Origin of the sequence: Streptomyces sp. NBC_01210 (assembly GCF_036010325.1) — a bacterium.
In the GTDB taxonomy this organism is placed as follows: Bacteria; Actinomycetota; Actinomycetes; order Streptomycetales; family Streptomycetaceae; genus Streptomyces.
Genome location: NZ_CP108549.1, coordinates 7,213,958 through 7,233,500 on the forward strand (window position 1 = coordinate 7,213,958; position 19,543 = coordinate 7,233,500).

The 19,543-nt window shown below is 70.2% G+C and carries 17 protein-coding genes; 7 read left to right on the plus strand and 10 right to left on the minus strand.

Annotation, left to right across the window (positions count from 1 at the left end; all coding sequences use genetic code 11):
• The first annotated feature begins 10 nt into the window (after nt 1–10).
• Complete coding sequence (gene msrB / locus OG735_RS32450; protein WP_327326692.1) at nt 11–418, plus strand: peptide-methionine (R)-S-oxide reductase MsrB; 408 nt, start codon at nt 11–13, stop codon at nt 416–418.
• 259 nt (nt 419–677) lie between these two features.
• On the opposite strand, the gene OG735_RS32455 is transcribed toward msrB, so the two are convergent.
• The 3 genes from OG735_RS32455 to OG735_RS32465 form a co-directional block, all read right to left on the minus strand.
• Entirely contained in the window at nt 678–1,883 is a 1,206-nt protein-coding gene (locus OG735_RS32455) for an SUKH-4 family immunity protein (protein WP_327326693.1), read from the minus strand.
• A 94-nt stretch (nt 1,884–1,977) separates the two neighbouring features.
• Nucleotides 1,978–2,229 carry a DUF397 domain-containing protein gene (locus tag OG735_RS32460; RefSeq protein ID WP_327326694.1) on the minus strand — a complete coding sequence of 84 codons (252 nt, stop codon included), beginning with the start codon at nt 2,227–2,229 and terminating at the stop codon, nt 1,978–1,980.
• Nucleotides 2,226–3,071 (minus strand): helix-turn-helix domain-containing protein, encoded by an 846-nt coding sequence (locus tag OG735_RS32465; protein WP_327326695.1) that lies wholly within the window; start codon nt 3,069–3,071, stop codon nt 2,226–2,228. Before OG735_RS32465 ends, OG735_RS32460 begins: the two co-directional genes overlap by 4 nt.
• A 158-nt stretch (nt 3,072–3,229) precedes the next feature.
• Here OG735_RS32465 and OG735_RS32470 point away from each other — a divergent pair, with 158 nt between their 5' ends.
• Nucleotides 3,230–3,673, plus strand: coding sequence for an ATP-binding protein (locus OG735_RS32470; protein ID WP_327326696.1), 444 nt, complete (start codon nt 3,230–3,232; stop codon nt 3,671–3,673).
• Here OG735_RS32470 and OG735_RS32475 read toward each other — a convergent pair whose 3' ends face one another.
• The gene (locus OG735_RS32475) at nt 3,674–4,063 is read right to left on the minus strand and encodes a VOC family protein (RefSeq protein ID WP_327326697.1); all 390 of its coding nucleotides are present in this window, start codon (nt 4,061–4,063) and stop codon (nt 3,674–3,676) included.
• A 58-nt stretch (nt 4,064–4,121) separates the two neighbouring features.
• On the opposite strand from OG735_RS32475, the gene OG735_RS32480 reads away from it, so the two are divergent.
• The 3 genes from OG735_RS32480 to OG735_RS32490 are packed head-to-tail and all read left to right on the plus strand — an operon-like array spanning nt 4,122 to nt 6,937.
• Nucleotides 4,122–4,772: a nucleoside/nucleotide kinase family protein gene (locus tag OG735_RS32480; RefSeq protein ID WP_327328527.1), complete on the plus strand. Its 651-nt coding sequence runs from the start codon at nt 4,122–4,124 to the stop codon at nt 4,770–4,772.
• 52 nt (nt 4,773–4,824) lie between these two features.
• Nucleotides 4,825–5,778, plus strand: coding sequence for a hypothetical protein (locus OG735_RS32485; RefSeq protein ID WP_327328528.1), 954 nt, complete (start codon nt 4,825–4,827; stop codon nt 5,776–5,778).
• A 37-nt stretch (nt 5,779–5,815) separates the two neighbouring features.
• Nucleotides 5,816–6,937 carry an aminopeptidase P family protein gene (locus OG735_RS32490; protein ID WP_327326698.1) on the plus strand — a complete coding sequence of 374 codons (1,122 nt, stop codon included), beginning with the start codon at nt 5,816–5,818 and terminating at the stop codon, nt 6,935–6,937.
• A gap of 57 nt (nt 6,938–6,994) precedes the next feature.
• Here the strand turns inward: OG735_RS32490 and OG735_RS32495 are convergent, their stop codons facing one another.
• Together OG735_RS32495 and treZ are read right to left on the minus strand one after the other, a co-directional pair.
• Entirely contained in the window at nt 6,995–7,999 is a 1,005-nt protein-coding gene (locus OG735_RS32495; RefSeq protein ID WP_327326699.1) for an aldo/keto reductase, read from the minus strand.
• 42 nt (nt 8,000–8,041) lie between these two features.
• Nucleotides 8,042–9,820, minus strand: coding sequence for a malto-oligosyltrehalose trehalohydrolase (gene treZ / locus OG735_RS32500; protein WP_442812528.1), 1,779 nt, complete (start codon nt 9,818–9,820; stop codon nt 8,042–8,044).
• Nucleotides 9,821–9,876: 56 nt separating this feature from the next.
• Between treZ and OG735_RS32505 the strand changes: the two genes are divergently transcribed.
• Entirely contained in the window at nt 9,877–11,259 is a 1,383-nt protein-coding gene (locus tag OG735_RS32505; RefSeq protein WP_327326701.1) for a GH1 family beta-glucosidase, read from the plus strand.
• Here the strand turns inward: OG735_RS32505 and OG735_RS32510 are convergent.
• Together OG735_RS32510 and OG735_RS32515 are read right to left on the minus strand one after the other, a co-directional pair.
• Nucleotides 11,248–12,486 carry an MFS transporter gene (locus OG735_RS32510; RefSeq protein WP_327326702.1) on the minus strand — a complete coding sequence of 413 codons (1,239 nt, stop codon included), beginning with the start codon at nt 12,484–12,486 and terminating at the stop codon, nt 11,248–11,250. The genes OG735_RS32505 and OG735_RS32510 overlap by 12 nt on opposite strands.
• Nucleotides 12,487–12,543: 57 nt before the next feature.
• Nucleotides 12,544–13,440 carry a GNAT family N-acetyltransferase gene (locus OG735_RS32515; protein WP_327326703.1) on the minus strand — a complete coding sequence of 299 codons (897 nt, stop codon included), beginning with the start codon at nt 13,438–13,440 and terminating at the stop codon, nt 12,544–12,546.
• 300 nt (nt 13,441–13,740) lie between these two features.
• Between OG735_RS32515 and OG735_RS32520 the strand changes: the two genes are divergently transcribed.
• Nucleotides 13,741–14,289, plus strand: coding sequence for a DUF1707 and FHA domain-containing protein (locus tag OG735_RS32520; RefSeq protein ID WP_327326704.1), 549 nt, complete (start codon nt 13,741–13,743; stop codon nt 14,287–14,289).
• 307 nt (nt 14,290–14,596) lie between these two features.
• Here OG735_RS32520 and treY read toward each other — a convergent pair whose 3' ends face one another.
• A complete protein-coding gene (treY, locus tag OG735_RS32525) occupies nt 14,597–16,957 on the minus strand; it encodes a malto-oligosyltrehalose synthase (RefSeq protein WP_327326705.1) in 2,361 nt (786 codons plus the stop codon).
• Between the two features lie 256 nt (nt 16,958–17,213).
• Nucleotides 17,214–19,334: a glycogen debranching protein GlgX gene (gene glgX / locus OG735_RS32530; protein WP_327326706.1), complete on the minus strand. Its 2,121-nt coding sequence runs from the start codon at nt 19,332–19,334 to the stop codon at nt 17,214–17,216.
• Nucleotides 19,335–19,543: the final 209 nt, after the last annotated feature.

Below are 19,543 nucleotides of genomic sequence, written 5' to 3' on the forward strand. Positions count from 1 at the left end.
GCCGATTTTCATGTCGTACGACGTCGACAAGCCGGACGAGCAGTGGCGTGCCGAGCTGTCCCCCGCGGAGTACCAGGTCCTGCGCAAGGCCGGCACCGAGCCCGCCTTCGTCGGTGAGTACACCGACACCAAGACGGCGGGTGTCTACTCCTGTCGGGCGTGCGGCGCCGAGCTGTTCCGCTCCGACACGAAATTCGAGTCGCACTGCGGCTGGCCGTCCTTCTACGACCCGAAGGACACGGACGCGGTCGAGCTGATCGAGGACCGCTCGCACGGCATGGCCCGCACGGAGGTGCGGTGCGCGCGGTGCGGATCGCATCTGGGCCACGTCTTCGAGGGCGAGGGCTATCCGACGCCGACGGACCAGCGGTATTGCATCAACAGCATTTCGCTGCGGCTGAGCCCGGACGAGGGCTGATCCCGCGGACGGAAAATCGGCTGCGAGGGACCATCGGGCCCGCCCACACTGGGCGGGCCCGATCTTCTTCTCCGAGTTCGCCGAAGGAACGCCACCGCGTGCAGGCTGCCGGTTCCTCGACGAGCTGAACGCCGCCGCTCCGGACGTCCAGAAGGCGTTCTACTCGCTGACACATGGTCCTGCTCGCCGCTGAACTGCTTCAGCGCGGCCTCGAAGGACGCCCCGCGGCCCGGTCTTCCGGCTGACCTGAACACGGACGTCAGAGCACGCCGCCCGCCTCGTCGTGGAACACCTCCGGCCAGTAGCGGTAGTCGTCGGCGTCCTTCGCGGGGAGGCAGGCGACGGGGTCGACCGAGGCGAGCACGGCGACCATGGTGTCGGCGAGCTGGTGGTAGAAGTCCTGCGTGAAGTCGTGCTCCTTCTCCATGTTCTGCTGACGGTTGTACATCCACACCGTGAACGCCAGCGTGGAGATGTCCGCGTTGACCGGCGTCGTCGTACCTGCGCCGTACTCGTGGTACGAGAGGAGGCCCGTACGGCCGTCGATCACGACCTCGAAGTCGTGGACCAGACTGCCGAGACTGATCAGCCTGTCCCCGTCCGCCGGCGTCTCACGGGAAGCGTCGCCGTCCTCACGCGCATCGGCCTCCGCGAGAGTCAGCAGCAGGTATTCGTCGCGCCACAGGCCGAACATGAGCTCCTCCTTCGGGAGCCCGATGTCCGTCAGGAACCGCCGCGTCGGCTCGTGCTCCAGGGCCGCGGGCAGCTCCGACGGATCGATGCGGACGACCCCGTCCGCCCCGAACTCCTCGTCCAGCAGCCCGTCGGGCAGGTCCAGACGCAGGCCCTGCCCCGGGCCGGCGACCAGTGCCATCGGCCGTATCAGCGCGGCTATGCGCCAGAACGCGGGGATCGCGTGATCCCACTCGGCCGGGGTGCCCGCGCTGCCCCACCCGTCGTGGCCCCAGTCCTCGTCGGTGAAGACCGACATCAACAGGGCCGATGCCTCCGCCACGACGTTGGCGCCGGTCCGCTCGGCCAGTCCGGCGAACCGGCCGCGCAGGGCGGCGAATTCGTCGACACTCTCAAGGAAACGCGCCAGGGCGTCAAGCGACGGGGCGAGCGGGAACAGCTCGGCGTTGTGCGGGGACTTCTCGTACAGCCACATGCTGAACAAGCGCCCCGTGCCCCCGTCGAGTACGACCTCCTCCGCGTCGCCGTTCTCGACAATGAGGTGTCCGACGACGAGCAGATCCGCGATGTCCGCGTCGAGGTTCGCAGGGTCTGCCTCCTTGTCGACCAGATACTGCCGCACAGTCACCACCCGTGACTCGGCCAGCGGCGCGAACCGCATCAGGCTGTGCGTGGCGGGCAGCCCGGCCCCGGTCAGACGGTGCCGCGTCGCCTCGTGCGTGATCGACGGATGGAGCGCGTGCGTGGGCACGGTGATGGTCGTCGCAGTCATGATTCCCCGTGGTTCTCTGCGGTGATCTACCGACGACAACAACGATAGGAGCGACCTCTGACAATCGCCGCTCGGCCGGGTGCGAGGCTCCGCGTCAGCCCCGGGCTTCGGCGGCGTAGGTGACGAAGCTGGTCCAGGCGGCGGGGGCGAGGGCGAGTTGGGGGCCCTCCGTGTCCTTGGAGTCGCGGACGTGGACGGTGCTGGGGCAGGTGGCGACCTCGACGCAGTCGTCGCCATCGCCGCCGCTGTAGCTGGACTTGTGCCAGGACAGGGCGACTTCGACGCAGGAGTCGCCATCGCCGCCGCTGTAGCTGCTCTTGAACCAGGCCAGTTCAGTGGTGCTCATGCCGCTCCTCGCATCTGCCGCAACAGGCTCACGGAGTCTTCCAGAGTAAGAGCCTGTGACCGCATCCTGGCATACCGCATCTGGAGCTCACTGACCACTTTCGGGTCGGAGATGAACTGGCCGCTCTTCTGCCCCTCGCAGTAGCCGAGCCACCGGTTGTCCGGGGTCTCCAGCAGCCGCATGGGACCGTCCAGCCCGGCGTGGCTCTGCCGTACCACCGGCATGATCTGGATCTCGATGTTGCGGAGTTCGGCGAGACCGAGGACGTGGTCGATCAGATCCAGCGTGACCTGCCTCCCGCCCGTCCGCCGCAGGAACAGGTGCTCTTCGAGGATGAAGCTGTACGCCGTGTTCGGCCGCTCCCGAAGTAACCGCTGCCGCTCCAGCCGTGCGGCCAACTGCGCCTCGATCTGCTCGTCGCCCAGCGGCGGCAGCTGGTTCGTGAACAGCGTCCGCGCGTACGCCTCCGTCTGCAACAGGCCCGGAATCAACCGGCATTCGTATGTGTAGAGACTGACCGCCTCCGCTTCCAGACTCGCCCACTGCCGGAACCAGCTCGCCAGCCCCGGCCGCCGCGACAGATGCCGTGCCGCGCCTTTCAGCGTGCCGAACGCGTCGAGGACCTCCTCCGCCCGGTCGACGAAGTCCGCCGGCGGGAAGCGGCGGCCCTGCTCGATCGACGCCACGGTCGGGAGCGAGTACCGCACCCTCGGCGCGAACTCCTCCTGTGTCAGCCTCGCCCGCCTCCGGAAGGCCTTGACCACCTCCCCGAACGCCTTCAGGCTGTCCGATACCTCCGGCTCCCCGCCCGAACCGCCCGGTGCGCCCGCCGTCTCCGTCATCTACGGCCACCTCCCACGTGCCTGCGCTGAGCAACCCCGCAACCCACCCAGGGTCACGGTCAGTTACCCGTACTGTCCACTGTGGGTACCCGTACGCTGACTCGGCGTACGGGTTCCTGATCTGGGGGAACGCGGCTCCCGGCGGCCACCGTGGTCGCATGCACGCACCCAGCCCCCAACAGCCCCTCACCGTACGTGTGTTCACCCAGCGCTTCAGTGCCACCCGTCGCGGCGCCCGGCTCGCCAGGCGCCTCGCGCTCCACCAACTGCACGTCTGGGGCATCCCGTACGACTCCGAGCACTCCGACACCACCGCCGTGCTCGTCGCGGAACTCGCCGCGAATGCGGCGACCCACGGGCGCGTACCCGGCCGGGACTTCGAGCTGACGCTCACTCTCAGCCCGGACACGCTCCGGATCGAGGTCTCCGACACCCGTACCGAGCAGCGACCGCCCCACCCGGGAGACGTACCGCCGCTGCCACCCCTGGCCGAATCCGGCCGCGGCCTCGTCCTCGTCGAGGCGCTCGCCTGCCGGTGGGAGGTCCTGGAGCGCGGAGGACTCGGGAAGACCGTTCGCGCGGAGCTCGATCTCCCCGGCTGACTACTTGGGCTGCAGCAGGTCCCAGCGGTTGCCGTACAGGTCCTCGAAGACCGCGACCGAGCCGTACGGCTCGTGTCGCGGCTCCTCCAGGAAGCGGACGCCCGCCGCCGTCATCCGCGCGTGGTCGGCCGCGAAGTCCTCGGTGTGCAGGAAGAAGCCGACCCGCCCACCCGTCTGCGCGCCGACGCTCGCGCGCTGGACGTCGTCCTTGGCGCGGGCCAGCAGCAGTGCCGAGCCATGGCCCGTGCCGCGCGGGCGGACCACCACCCAGCGGCTGCCGTCCCCGCGGTCGGTGTCCTCGACCAGTTCGAAGCCGAGGGCGTCGGTGTAGAAGGCGATGGCCTCGTCGTAGTCACGGACGACGAGGGTGACCAGGGCGATGTACGACATGTGCACCACGTTATACGTATGACTGTCCCTGCATCAATGCGATGGAACAATGCGCACCATGCATGCGCCGCCGCCCCCGCCACGCCCGCAGTACCCACCGCACCTCCTGTACCGCGCCCGCGAACTCGCCGTCCCCGGCCGCCGGCTCATCCTGGGCATTGCAGGAGCCCCCGGCGCCGGGAAGTCGACCCTCGCCGCCCATCTCGTCGAAGCACTCGACGGGCTCGCCGTCCTGGTCCCCATGGACGGTTTCCACCTCGCCCAGGCCGAGCTGGTCCGCCTGGGCCGCGCCGGCCGCAAAGGCGCACCCGACACCTTCGACGCCGCCGGGTACGCCGCCCTGCTCGCCCGGCTGCGCGTCCCCGCCCCGGGCGACACGGTCTACGCACCCGCCTTCGACCGCGCCCTGGAGGAATCCGTCGCCGGCAGCATTCCGGTCGACCCCGGCACCCCCCTCGTCGTCACCGAGGGCAACTACCTCCTGCACGACGAAGGCCCCTGGGCGCAGGTCAGGCCTCTCCTCGACGAGGTCTGGTACCTGGAGATCGACGATGCGGTACGCGTACGCCGCCTCGTCGACCGGCATGTGCGGTTCGGCAAACAGCGGGCGTACGCCGAACGCTGGGTCCAGGACTCCGACGAGCGCAACGCCCGGCTGGTCGCGCGCGGCCGCAACCGTGCCGACTTCGTGGTCACACAGGCGCTGTAGCGGACGCTCGGTACGCTCGAGGTCCTGGTACGCGATGCGGAAGGCGGTTGACGTGGGGCTGTTCCGGCGAGGGCCGAAACGTGACGGACGCGATGCACCCCGGGACCCCGAGTTCGACTACTTCTCGGAAAACGAGGGCGCACGCTTCCGCGCCCAGGTCCGGGAAGCCTTCGCCGAACAGGGCCTGGAAGTCACCGTGTACGCGGACGTGGTGTCCGACAGCGGCGGCCGCCAGTTCGGGCTGGGCAATCTCGCCGCCGTCTGCCACAACGACGACCGCGGGCCGCGATCCTGGCCCGAACTGGTCCGGCAGCACGTCGGGATGGTGCTGCGCACCATGGACGCGCCCTCCGCGCTGGACACCCTGCCGACCGAGCAGATCCGTGCCCAGCTCTACCCGCGCGTCGTCGGCGCCGACGGGCTCAATGCGCAGAACTTCGGCTACGCGCGTACCGTCGCGCCCGGCCTGTTCGAGATCCTCGCGCTCGACCTCCCGGAGAGCGTCATGATGCTCACCGACGAGGCCCTGGAGCCGCTCGGCGACCTGCAGTACCTGCGCGAGCAGGCGCTCTACAACCTCAGGGGACTGCCCGTCGAGGGCCATGAGACCGTCAAGGACTCCGAGGGCATGCGCTTCGAGGTGGTTCTCGGCGACTCCTTCTACACCGCGAGTCGCGTCCTGACGCTGGAAAGCGTCGTACGACAGGTCACCGGCGAGCAGCTCACCGCCGACGGAGCCCTGGTGGCGATGCCCTTCCGGCATCAGCTCGCCTTCCATGCCATCCGCGACACCGGCATGATTTCGGCCCTCAACGCCATGGCCTCGTTCGCGGCCGCCGGCTACGCCGACACGCCCGGTGCCATCAGCCCGTACGTCTACTGGTGGCGCGACGGCACCCTCACCCAGCTCAGCGACCGTGCCGAGGACGGTGAGAGCCTGCGCATCGTGGTCGGTGACGAATTCCAGGAGCTGCTGGAGCGGCTGGTGGCCATGGACCAGGAATGAGCTCGCGCGCCTCACCGCCCGCGGGCAGTATGGCCCCATGCCCACCACGCCCGCACCCTTCACCGCAGACGACTACCGGGCCCGGATGGCCCGCGCCGCGGACGCCGCCGCCGACGCGGGGCTCGCGGGGGTTCTCGTCGCGCCCGGCCCCGACCTCGTCCATCTGACCGGCTACCGGCCCGGAATCACCGAGCGGCTCACCGTGCTCGTCCTCGCCGCCGGCCAGGAACCGGTCCTCGTCGTTCCGACCCTGGAGGCGCCGGACGCCGAGCGGGCCCCGGGCGCGGCCGCGTTCACCGTGCGCGACTGGACCGACGGCCAGGACCCGTACGCCGCCACCGCCCCGTTGCTGGATGCCGGCGGCCGCTTCGGCGTCAGCGACAACACCTGGGCGATGCATCTCCTCGGACTGCAGAAGCAGCTGCCCGGCACCTCGTACGTATCGCTGACCAAGGCGCTGCCCATGCTGCGTGCCGTGAAGGACGCGCACGAACTGGCCCGGCTCGAGGCGGCAGGAGCCGCCGCCGACGAGACGTACCAGGAAATCCTCAAGGTGCGCTTCGCCGGGCGCGGGGAGACCGAGGTCGCGGCCGATCTTGCCGCGCTGCTCAAGCAGTTCGGGCACTCGCAGGTCGACTTCACCGTCGTTGGCTCAGGACCGAACGGCGCCAATCCGCATCACGAGGCGGGCGATCGCACCATCCTCCACGGCGACATGGTCGTCCTCGACTTCGGCGGCCTCAAGCACGGCTACGGCTCCGACACCAGCCGTACCGTCCATGTGGGCGAGCCGACCCCCGCCGAGCAGCACGTTCACGACGTCGTACGGGAGGCCCAGCAGGCCGGCTTCGAGGAGGTACGGCCGGGGGTCGCCTGCCAGGAGATCGACCGGGCCGCCCGCGAAATCATCGAGGAGGCCGGGTACGGCGACCTGTTCATCCACCGCACCGGCCACGGGATCGGCGTCACCACGCACGAGCCGCCGTACATGATCGAGGGCGAGGAACAGCCGCTGGTCCCCGGCATGTGCTTCTCCGTCGAGCCGGGGATCTATCTTCCCGGCCGCTTCGGCGTCCGTATCGAGGACATCGTCACGGTCACCGAGGACGGCGGCCGCCGCTTCAACAACACCCCGCGCGAGATGGCCATCGTGGAATAGCCGGGGCCGCTCCGCCCCGGACCCCGCGCCTCGATCGCCGACGGGGCTTGATTTCCGCTACCGCGGATCGTGGTGGCTCAGCCGCGCCAGCATCTCGTACGGATACGGCAGCGGCCGCGCGCTCGCCGTGTCCAGCTTCGTCGACTGTTCCGCCGTCAACTCCCAGCCCAGCACCCCCAGATTGTCCGCCAGCTGCTCGGCCGTACGCGGGCCGATGATCGGCGCCGTCACCGCCGGACGCTCCAGCAGCCACCGCAGCGCCACCTGCGACGAAGTACGGCCCGTCTCCTCCGCCACTTCGCGCACCGCGTCGACCACCCGCCAGGTCTCCTCGGTGTCCCGCTCCCGCCAGCCCTCCTTGCCCGACCGCTCCTGGAACCGGGCCTCGCGCGACGCGACCGGCACCGAGTCCATGCCGCGCCGGTACTTGCCGGTCAGCCAGCCACCCGCCAGCGGGCTCCATGGAATGACCGCCACCCCCTGCTCCAGGCAGAGCGGCGCCAGCTCCCACTCCAGCTCTCGGCTGAGCAGGTTGTAGAGCGGCTGAAGGCTGACGTACGGCTCCCAGCCGCGGTGGTGCGCCAGGTCGAGTGAGCGCTGCAGCTGCGACGGCGTCACATTGCTCGCGCCCACATAGCGGACCTTTCCTGCCTTCACCAGCGTGTCGAGGGTCGCGAGGGTCTCCTCCAGTGGCGTGGTGGCGTCCCAGATATGGGTCTGGTAGAGATCGATGTAGTCCGTGCCCAGCCGGCGCAGGCTCGCCTCCACGGCCGCGACGATGTGCTTGCGGCTCAGACCGCCGTCGTTGGGCGCTTCGCCCATCCGCCCCCACACCTTGGTCGCGACGACGAGGTTGTCACGCCTGCGCCCCTTGAGCCAGCGGCCGAGGATCTCCTCCGAGCCGCCGTGGTCGTACAGATCGGCGGTGTCGATGAAGGTGCCGCCCGCCTCGGTGAAGGCGTCGAGGATCCGATGGCCGCTCGCGTCGTCCGCGAAGCTCATCGTGCCCAGACACAGCTCGCTGACGCGCAGACCCGTCCTGCCGAGATTGAGTTGCTTCATGGCGGCGACATTAGAAGCTGGAGCGGGCTCGATGGCAAGAGGTCACGCATCGGCCAGCACGACACCGGACTCGGGCGGAAGGTGCAACAGACCGTCCGCGCCGGGAGGTTGGACCGGATCCCAGGCCGCCAGCACCCGGCCGCCGCCGCCCAGCGGAATCGCGGCAGGATCCTTGGCGAGGTTGACCGCGATCCGCAGATCGCCGCGCCGGTACGCCAGCCAGCGAGCCTCCTCGTCGTACGCCACCTTCACCGCCGCCAGGTCCGGATCCGTCAGATCCGACTGCGTACGGCGCAGCGCGATCAGCTCGCGGTGCCAGGCCAGCAGCCGTGCGTGCGGCTCCCGCTCCCGCTCGGACCGGTCCAGGCAGGAGCGCTCCCTGGTCGACGGCGCCTGCGGGTCTGGGATGTCCTCCTCCGCCCAGCCGTGCGCCGCGAACTCCCGCCGTCTGCCGTTGCGTACGGCCTCGGCCAGCTCCGGGTCGGTGTGGTCGGTGAAGAACTGCCAGGGCGTACGGGCGCCCCACTCCTCACCCATGAACAGCATCGGCGTGAACGGCCCGGTCAGCACCAGTACGGCCGCGCACGCCAGCAGCCCGGGGGAGAGGGTGGCCGAGAGCCGGTCGCCCAGTGCCCGGTTGCCGATCTGGTCGTGCGTCTGGGCGTAGCCGAGGAAGCGGTGTGCGGCGGTTCTCGTCATATCGACGGAGCGGCCGTGCGTACGGCCGCGGAAGCTCGAGTACGTACCGTCGTGGAAGAAGCCGTGGGTGAGGGTCTTGCCGACTGCCGCCAGCGGAGTGACGGCGAAGTCGGCGTAGTAGCCCTGGGACTCACCGGTCAGCGCGGTGTGCAGGGCGTGGTGGAAGTCGTCGTTCCACTGGGCGTGCAGACCCAGGCCGCCCGCCTCGCGCGGCGTCGTCGTCCGCGGGTCGCACAGATCCGACTCGGCGACCAGGAAGAGCGGACGGCCGATCTCACGCGAGAGGGCGTCGACGGCGCCGGAGAGCTCTTCGAGGAAGGTCAGCGCACGCGTGTCGGCGAGGGCGTGCACCGCGTCGAGACGCAGCCCGTCGAAGTGGAAGTCGCGCAGCCAGGCCAGCGCGCTGCCCAGCAGATACGCGCGGACCTCGTCGGAGCCCGGGGCGTCGAGATTGACCGCCGAGCCCCAGGGGGTGTGGTGGGTGTCGGTGAAGTACGGGCCGAAGGCCGGCAGGTGGTTTCCGGACGGGCCGAGGTGGTTGTGGACCACGTCGAGCACCACTCCGAGACCACGGCCGTGTGCTGTGTCGACAAAGCGCTTGAGCGCCTCGGGCCCGCCGTACGGCTCGTGCACCGCCCACAACGACACACCCTCGTAGCCCCAGCCGTGCACGCCGGGAAAGGGACACAGCGGCATCAGCTCGATATGGGTGATCCCCAACTCGGCCAGCTCGCCGAGCCGTTCGGCCGCGGCGTCCAGCGTGCCCTCGCGGGTGTACGTACCGATGTGCAGCTCGTACAGGACCGCGCCGCCGAGTCCCCGCCCCGCCCAGTCGTTGCGCCAGGCGTAGGCGCTCTGGTCCACCACCGCACTCAGGCCGTCCGGGCCGTCCGGCTGGCGGCGCGAGCGCGGATCGGGCAGCACGGGCCCGCCGTCCGGCGCGAAGCCGTAGCGGGCGCCTTCGCCCGCCTCGGCCTCGGCGCTCCACCAGCCCGCACGCCCTTCGGCACGCTCCATCGGGCGCTCCTCGCCTTCCAGCCACAGTGCGACCCGGTCCTCGGCCTGCGGCGCCCACACCTCGAACAGCACTGGGGGTCCCCTCGTCGTCGATGCGACCTCCATCCTGGCAAGGACGGGGTCTGGAAGCGGTGACCTTGGGGCTATTAAGGTCACGAACCATGTCGACGCCAATGCCGCCGCTGCCCGCGTTCCCGCCCGGCTTCCTCTGGGGCGCGTCCGCCTCCGCCTTCCAGACCGAAGGGGCCGCCGACGCCGACGGCAAGGGGCCCTCGGGTTGGGACGCCTTCGCCGCCCAGGGCCGGATCAAGGACGGCGCCGACGCCTCGCGCGGCACCGGCTTCCACGCGCGCTATCGCGAGGACGTCGCCCTGCTCGCGGGCCTCGGCGCGGACGCCTTCCGCTTCTCGGTCAGCTGGCCGCGCGTCGTCCCGGGCGGCAGCGGACCGGTCAATGCCGCAGGACTCGACTTCTACGACCGTCTCGTCGACGAACTGTGTGCCCACGGCATCACGCCCGCGCCCACCCTCTACCACTGGGACACCCCGCTCCCGCTGGACGAGGCGGGCGGCTGGCTGAACCGGGACACGGCGTTCCGCTTCGCCGAGTACGCCTCCGTCGTCGCCGAGCGGCTCGCCGACCGCGTCCCGATGTGGATCACCATCAACGAACCGGCCGAGGTCACCCTGCTCGGCTACGCACTGGGCGAGCACGCGCCCGGCAAGCAGCTCCTCTTCGACGCGCTGCCCGCCGCCCATCACCAGTTGCTCGCCCACGGCCTCGCCGTCCGGGCGCTGCGCGCGGCGGGCGCCGCGAACATCGGCCTCGCGGTCTCCCACTCGCCCGTACGGACCGCAGGGACCAGCGAGGAGGACCGGTTCGGCGCGGAGCTGTACGACACGATCACCAACTGGATGTTCGCCGACCCGATCCTCACCGGCAGCTATCCCGACGAGAACTTCGCCGCCCTGATGCCGGGCCCCGTCGCCGAAGACCTCGCCGTCATCTCCGAGCCGCTCGACTGGTACGGCGTGAACTACTACCACCCGATGCTCGTCGGCGCGCCCGCCGAGGACGCCCTCGGCGACTTCGCCGGCGTCGGCATGCCCGCCGAACTCCCCTTCGGGCTGCGGGACATCGAGAGCGACCAGCGCACCGACTTCGGCTGGCCGGTCGTCCCCGACGGGCTGCGCGAGCTGCTCGTGCTCCTCAAGGACCGGTTCGGCGACCGGCTGCCGCCGCTCTTCATCACCGAGAACGGCTGCTCGTACGACGGACTCGACGACCAGCGCCGTATCGACTTCCTCGACGCCCATCTTCGCTCACTGCACGAGGCGATCGACGCGGGAGTCGACGTACGCGGCTACTTCACCTGGTCGCTCACCGACAACATCGAATGGGTCCAGGGCGCGTCCCAGCACTTCGGCCTCGTCCATGTCGACTACGAGACGCTGGAGCGCACACCCAAGGCCTCGTACGCCTGGTACCGGGACGCCATCGCCGCCCAGAGAACCGCCGCCCGGACGTCGGACTCACGGCACTGAACGGATCTTCCACACCAGCACACCACCGAGGGCCGTGACCACCGTCGCGGTCAGATACAGCCCGGCGTACCCGCCCGCGTACGCCACGATCGGCGCGGCCAGAGCCGGGCCGAGGACCTGCGGCGCCGAATTGGCGATATTGATGACGCCCAGATCCTTCGCCCGGTCGCCGGCCTCCGGCAGCACCTGTGTGATCAGCGCCTGGTCGACGGCGATGTACACGCCGAAACCGAGCCCGAGCAGCGCCGCCGCACCCATCGCCACCGGCCAGGTGTGCCAGAACGTCAGCAGCAGCGAGGCCACCGCCATCACCACCGAACCGACCGCGACCAGCGCCTTGCGCCGACCCAGCCGGTCCGAGACGACCCCGCCGGCCACCGCCGTCACCACCACGCCCGCGGTGTAGAGCAGCGTCAGAATCAGTACGCCCTCCTCCGGATCCGCGTAATGCACCGCGTCTTTGAGGAAATACAGCAGATACAGCGTGCCCATCGCGTTCCCGAGCATCACCAGGAAACGGGTGAGCCAGGCCCAGCCGAAGTCCGGATACGCCCGCGGACTGACCCAGAAGTCCTTCAGACGCACCGACTCCTGTGGGAGAAAGGGGACTTGAGGGTCACGCGTCAGGAGTACGAAAGGCAGCGCGCAGAGCACCACGAGCGCCGCCAGCAGCAGATATCCCGTCGCGATCCCCGTCACCACCATGGTCACCAGCAGCGCCCCGACGACCAGCCCCAGCGTCTGCGGAATCCCGATGAAGCCGGAGACGGCGGCCCGCTGACGCACCGGCACCTGGTCGGGCACGACCGCATTGGTCCCGCCCAGCATTGCGTTCAGCCCGAGCTGCGCCAGACACCAGCCGAGCGCCACCCCGATCACCGTCGTCTGTGCCGAGGTGACCGCGAGACCCACCGCGCCCAGCACGGCCCCGCCCAGGATCCACGGGCGACGGCGGCCGAAGCGCCCGCTCGTACGGTCCGACAGCGCACCCGCGAGCGGATTGGCGACGACCGCGACCAGCGCGCCCACCCCGGTCGCCCAGCCGAGCGCGACTTCCTTGCCGGACGGGGCGAGCTCGGCGATCTGCTCGGCGAGCAGCACCTGGATCGGCGTGAAAAACGCCATGTACAGGCCCAAGTTGGCAAGTACGAGAGCGGAAACCCAGCCGCCGCCGACTCGGATCTGTGGCTCGGAGTGCAGCTCTTCCGTCGTCTCTTCCGTCGTCATGAGCGGCTCGCCATCAGCTCGGGGGTGTCCGGAGCTTACGGACACCCCCGAGCTTGCTCAATGCTGCGAACCGGGAAGGAAGTGGATCCGCTCCTGGACTACCGGATGCCCGGCCTTCGCGAAGTTCCTGGCCATCGGGAAGTTGCCCTGATCGGTCGCGCCCGCGATGAACTCCGCGTCCCGCTCAGCCAGGAAGTGCGTGCACTCCACGAGCAGGTCGTACGCATAGCCGTGGCCGCGCTGCTCCGGTACGACTCCGATGAAGCCGACGCACGGCCCCGACGGATTGCGCGCCGGGACGTGGATACCGACCAGTTCACCGTCAGGCGTGTAGGCCAGCTGCCACCACTCGCGCGGCGACGGGCACCAGTGGAAGAAGTCCAGCTCCTCCTGCGCTGCTTTGTCCACGTCCGCCTCTGCGATGGCGCGCAGCGCGTGCGCGTCGAGCGTCGAGGAGTGGACCCGGCGCAGCACATCGAAGATCACTGCGTCGTCGGGCTCCGGCTTGAACTTCAGCCGCCGGGGCCTCTCCGGCAGCCCGCACTCCGGCGTCCAGCGGTACTGGTACCGCTCCACCAGGACCTTCATCCCGGCCGCCGTCACGGCGCGGATCCTGGCCTCACCGGCCGCCAGGGCCGCCGGAGCCTCGCGCCAGCCGGCGGGCAGGATCAGTTCGTACTCGACCTGGAACGGTGAGGTGCGCAGCAGCTCGGTGCCCGCCTCCTCCTCGCCCTCGGCGAAGTCGAACCAGTTGACGCAGACGGGAGTTTCGTCGTCGGGGCCGCCCCACCAGGCGGCCCGCGCGACGACCACGCCGTCGCGCAGTGCGACCCGCTTCCATTCGGGGCGGTGCGTGGCACGGGCCAGCGCGCGGCCCACACCGAGAGGGTCGGGCAGAGAGTCGAAGAGATGCGCGTCGCTCGGGGTGAGCGCGCGGATGACCAGTTCGGTCATGGGCAAGTCCTCCGGGAAGAGATGTGCGGTATGCGCTCCCGGTCAGACTGCGAACGCCGGGCGGACGGGGCGGGAGCGCGAGAGTCGTGTGGTGTGCATTGCTCTCGCCTCCTTCCGTCGGTCACGGGCGTCGTGATCACCGTAGACGGCTCCCGGCGGAGTCGTCCACCCCGTTCCCTGGAACCGGGCTCGGGAACAGCCCGAGTTCGGCAGGTCCGCGCAGGTCAGCAGTGACTCAGGGTGGACCGGAACTCCGGTTCTTCTGGACACCTGTGGCCATTCGGCCCGACAATCTCGTATGTGACGTCCTCCTTCGAGTTCCACACGTATCCCGCTCGGCTCTCGGATGCCGAGCGCGACCGTGTCCTCGGTGTGCTCAGAGAGGGCGCGGCGCAGGGCAAGCTGTCGCACGACACCTTCATTCACCGTATGGAGCTGGCCCTCGCCGCCCGCCGCTCCGACGAACTGCGGGCGCTCACGGCCGACCTCGACACCGAGGGCCGATGGTCACGGCGGCTGTACGGCGCGGTGGGCCGGATATCGGCGTTCTCGGTACGGCTGCGCAGGGCCTGGCAGGCCGAGAAGCTGCCGCCGCTGCTGCTGCCCGAACCCGGCCCGTACCCCCTGCAGATCGGCCGCGACCCGGCGAACGGGCTGCGGCTGAGCCATGACACGGTCTCGCGACTGCACGCCGAACTGAGCCGCCAGGGCAGTCTGTGGATCCTGCGCGACCTCGGCTCGACCAACGGCACCACCGTCAACGGGCGGCGGGTGACCGGCTCCGTCGTCGTGCACGACGGGGACATGGTGGGCTTCGGACGGATGAGTTTCCGCCTCGCCGCACGCTGACCCTGCCCCCGGGTAGCCCCGAGTCCGTGGTGGTGCTGCGGGCGCTGATCCTGCCGTCGGCATCGGCGTCCGGCGCTGCTCGGCGAGCGGTCCTGGTGGCCGGTCGGGCCGGACGCTGAGGGCCCGGAGGGTCGCCGGTGACCGGGCTCTCGGGGGCCACCAGCCGCTGACCAGTACCGGCTGAAGCACCGCACGCGGAGGCCGGGTACGGGCTGCGGGCCCTGTCCGGCGCCGTGCCCGGCCTCCACCGGGCCCATGCCCGGCATCCGCTGGACGCACCGGTTCCGGCCCGTCGCCACCAGGCCCCTCACCCGCTCGCCGCGGACCCTCCTCCTACCGCCCTCCGGCTGAGCAGCGCCACTGGACGTTCCGCGAACAGCTCGGCCAGCGGCACCGGTCGGCCGCCGGTGAACTCCCGTTCCGGAGCGAGCAGATCGGCCCACCTCCCCGCAGGAAGTGTCAGCTCCGTGCCCGCCCAGCCGCCCGCCCGGTGCAGCCGCAGCGAGAGCCGAGTGACCGCCGTGACCACCTCACCCGTCCGGCAGAAGGCCAGGCAGTGTTCGGCGGCGGGGCCGTCCGCATGCAGCGGTGCGTACGTACCCGACTCGCCGAAGACCTCGGGGCGTTCCCGGCGCAGCCGCAGCGCCGCCGTCGTGACCGTCGTCTTCTCGTTCGGCGGCCCCTCATCGAACGGCCGCCGGTTGTCCGGGTCCACGAGGGCGAGGAAATCCCGCTCCGTGCCCTGGTAGAGGTCCGGCACGCCCGGCATCGTCAGCTGCACCAGCGCCGCGCCCAGCACATTGGCCCGTACATACGGCTCCAGCTCACGGGCGAACAGCGCCACCGAGTACAGCGGCGGGCCCGCCGGGCCCGCGCCGGCGAACGCGGTGACCGCCTCCTCGTATGCCGGATCCGGCTCCGTCCAGCTGGTCAGCAGCGCCGCTTCCCGCGCGCCCTTCAGCAGCGCCGTCGACAGTCTGCCCTCGGACGGGATGCCGAACCCGACAGCCGTCTGCCAGACCACCCACGCCAGATGCGGATCGGGCGCGCGTCCGCCCTCCAGCCGCGCCGCTTCCTCCGTGATGCGTGCGAGGAAGTCCGCCCACTTCTCCGGGCATTCGGACAGCACGGCGATCCCGGCCCGTACATCCGCGCTGCGCTTGGTGTCATGCGTGGTCAGTACGGTGCCGGTGGCCGGCCAGTCGCGGGCAAGACGTTCGCAGTACGCATGGAACAGTTCCGGGCCCACCGCCGGACTCCCCGGGTCGCCGCCCACCTCGTTCGCCGAAATCAGCGGCACATACCGGTAAAAGGCGGTGTCCTCCACGGACTTGGCGCGGAGCGCGGACGAGGTCTGGGCGAAGCGGGCACGGAACGCGTCATGGTCCGGGCCCTCGCCGAGCCGCCCGAGCGCCAGGTCCCGCACCACCTCTACGGCCTCGGCCTCCTCGACGACCGCGAACGCCGCCTTCGCGCCGAGCACCGCCGCCGGGGGCAGCGCCTCCCCGCCGCCGATGCGGTACGGACGGTAGACGGGGACCCGCACCAGCAGCTCCCGGACCGCCGCGCGCAGCGCCCAGGGCGCGTGGTCGCGCAGCGCCGGATCCGCGGCGCAGACGCGCCCGGCCAGACGGGTGAGCGCCGCGGTCTCGGCCGCCAGTTCATGCGTGACCACCCTGTACGCGGCGCGGCGCACCGTCGCCTCCCAGTAGCCGCCGCGGTCGCCCGCCGGCCCCGCGAACTCCCGGTACTGCGCGACCAGTTCGGCCTCACCCGCCGGATCGGTGAACAGGCCGTCGATATGGCGCAGCGCGTCGTAGCCCGTCGTGCCGGCCACCGGCCAGCCGGCCGGCAGCCGTTCGTCCCCGGTGAGGATCTTCTCGACGACCGTCCAGCAGGCCGCGCCCGTCGCCTCGTCGAGCCGCCGCAGATACGCCTCGGGGTCGGCGAGCCCGTCCGGATGGTCCACCCGCAGGCCCTCGACCACTCCGTCCCGTACCAGCTCGAGGATCTTCACGTGGGTCGCGTCGAAGACCTCCGGGTCCTCCACCCGTACGCCGATCAGCTCCGAAATGGTGAAGAAGCGGCGGTAGTTGAGCTCGGTACGGGCCAGCCGCCACCAGCCGAGCCGGTACCACTGCGCGTCAAGCAGCTCGGGGAGCGGCAGCTTCGCCGTGGACTCACGGAGCGGGAAGCGCTGCTCCCCGTAGTGCAGTACGTCTCCTTCGACCCGCATCCCGCCCAACTCGTCGCCGATCCGGCCCGCCAGCACCGGCAGCAGCACCTTCCCGCCGCCCGCCTCCCAGTCGATGTCGAACCAGCGGGCGTACGGCGACAGCTGCCCTTCGCGCAGCACCTCCCACAGCGCCGCGTTGTGCTGCGGCACGGCCGCCATATGGTTCGGGACGATGTCCAGGACGAGCCCGAGACCGTGTTCGCGCGCCGTACGGGCCAGCCGCCGCAGACCCTCCTCGCCGCCCAGCTCGTCCCGTACCCGGGCGGGGTCGACGACGTCATAGCCGTGCGTCGACCCCGGTACGGCCTCCAGCACCGGCGACAGATGCAGATGCGAGACGCCGAGCCCGGCGATGTACGGGACCGCTGCCGCGGCGGCCGAGAACGGGAAGTCCGGCTGGAGCTGCAGCCGGTATGTGGCGGTGGGCGTCATGCGAACGTACGTACCCAGCTTGAGGGCTTCTGTGTCATCGGCCCGTGCACGGGTACCGGCCGTTCGGACTACTCGCAGGGCGGACCCCTTGCTCGGGCGCGCCGCGGACCTGCACGGCCGATGAGGGTCGTCCTGCCGGCCGCGCCCGCTGTGCGCGCTGCCTTCGTGGACCGTACGGGCGACGGGCCCCGCGCACGCGGTCTGCTGTCGCACGCAGTCCGCGCCGCCGAGCCTGTCCACCCGATCGCGATGACGGCTACGCAGGCCGCCGCAGCACCGTCAGACTCCGCCCCAGCAGCGGCACCCGTTCTCCGGCCGCCACCTTCGGCCCCTCGCCCGGCGGGACCCCCTCCTTGCGTGCCGTGTCCACGACCACCTGCCACTGTCGGCCGTGGTTCACCGGCACCGCGAAGTCCAGATCGTCCGCGCTGGCGTTGAACATCAGCAGGAACGAGTCGTCGGCGATCCGCTCGCCCCGCGGCCCCGGCTCCGAGATCGCATGGCCGTTCAGGAACACCGACAGCGCCTTGGCGGACGCCGACTGCCAGTCCCGCTGGACCATCTCCTCACCTTCCGGAGTGAACCAGGCGATGTCGGAGAGCTCGTCGTGCGTCCCCTCCACCGGTCGGCCGTGGAAGAAACGCCGCCGCCTGAAGACCGGATGGTCGCGCCGCAGCCACACCATCGCCCGGGTGAACGCCAGCAGTGTGCCGTCCTCGTCCGCGCCCGGCTCCGGCCAGCGCACCCAGGAGACCTCGTTGTCCTGGCAGTACGCGTTGTTGTTGCCGCCCTGCGTACGCGCGAACTCGTCGCCGTGGCTGAGCATCGGCACACCCTGCGAGAGCATCAGCGTGGCGATGAAGTTGCGCATCTGCCGGTCCCGCAGATCGAGCACCTCGGGGTCGGTCGTCCCGCCCTCCGCGCCGCAGTTCCAGGACCGGTTGTGGTTCTCGCCGTCGCGGTTGCCCTCGCCGTTCGCCTCGTTGTGCTTGTCGTTGTACGAGACCAGATCGTGCAGCGTGAATCCGTCGTGGCAGGTGGTGAAGTTGATGGAGGCGAGCGGCCGCCGCCCGTCGTCCTGGTACAGGTCGGACGAGCCGGTCAGCCGGGATGCGAACTCCGCCAGCGTCCGTGGTTCGCCCCGCCACAGGTCCCGCACGGTGTCCCGGTACTTGCCGTTCCACTCGGTCCACAGCGGCGGGAAGTTCCCCACCTGATAGCCGCCCTCGCCCACGTCCCACGGCTCGGCGATCAGCTTCACCTGACTGACCACCGGGTCCTGCTGCACCAGATCGAAGAACGAGGACAGCCGGTCCACCTCGTGGAACTGCCGGGCCAGCGTGGCCGCCAGGTCGAAGCGGAAGCCGTCGACATGCATCTCGGTCACCCAGTAGCGCAGCGAGTCCATGATCAGCTGCAGTACATGGGGGCTGCGCATCAGCAGTGAGTTCCCGGTGCCGGTCGTGTCCGTGTAGTAGCGCGGATCGTCGGACAGCCGGTAGTACGAGGCATTGTCGAGGCCCCGGAAGGAGAGCGTCGGCCCCAGATGGTTGCCCTCCGCCGTGTGGTTGTAGACCACGTCGAGGATGACCTCGATGCCCGCCTTGTGCAGCGCCCGTACGGCCTGCTTGAACTCCAGCACCTGCTCGCCCCGGTCGCCCCAGGAGGCGTAGGAATTGTGCGGCGCGAAGAACCCGATGGTGTTGTAGCCCCAGTAGTTGTTCAGCCCCGCGTCCACCAGCCGGTGGTCGTTGACGAACTGATGCACCGGCATCAACTCGAGCGTCGTGACGCCCAGTTCGGTCAGATGCGAGATGACGGCGGGGTGCGCGAGCCCCGCGTACGTGCCGCGCAGCTCCTCCGGCAGCTCCGGATGCAGCATCGTGAGGCCCTTCACATGGGCCTCGTAGATCACCGTGCGGTGGTAGTCGGTACGCGGCGGCCGGTCGTCGCCCCAGTCGAAGTACGGGTTGACCACGACGGAGGCCATCGTGTGCGGCGCCGAGTCCAGATCGTTGCGCGAGTCCGGCCTGCCGAAGTGGTAGCCGTACACCGTCTCGCCCCAGTCGATGCTGCCGCTGATCGCACGGGCGTACGGATCGAGGAGCAGCTTCGCGGAGTTGCAGCGCTGCCCGCGCTCCGGGGCGTACGGACCGTGGACCCGGAATCCGTACCGCTGACCCGGCATCACGCCCGGCAGATAGGCGTGCCGTACGAAGGCATCGGTCTCGCGCAGCTCGACGTCGGTCTCCGAGCCGTCGTCGTGCAGTAGGCACAGTTCGATTCGTCGGGCGGCTTCTGAATACACCGCGAAGTTGGTGCCGGCGCCGTCGTACGTGGCACCGAGTGGATACGCCTGTCCCGGCCAGACCTGCATAGATATGACTCTTCCACTTCTGATCCGGGTGCTGGGGGGCACTTGGCCCAGATCCTCCCCGAAAGTATCGCCGGTGAGACGCCTCCTCAGGGGAGGACGCAGCGGTCAACATAGGGTTCCTCGGACGACCCGGGGACGTAACCGCTATGAATCCGCTCACTCCGGCAGATCTCGCCAGGCAGAAGGGCCGGATATGGAAAGGGAGTTGG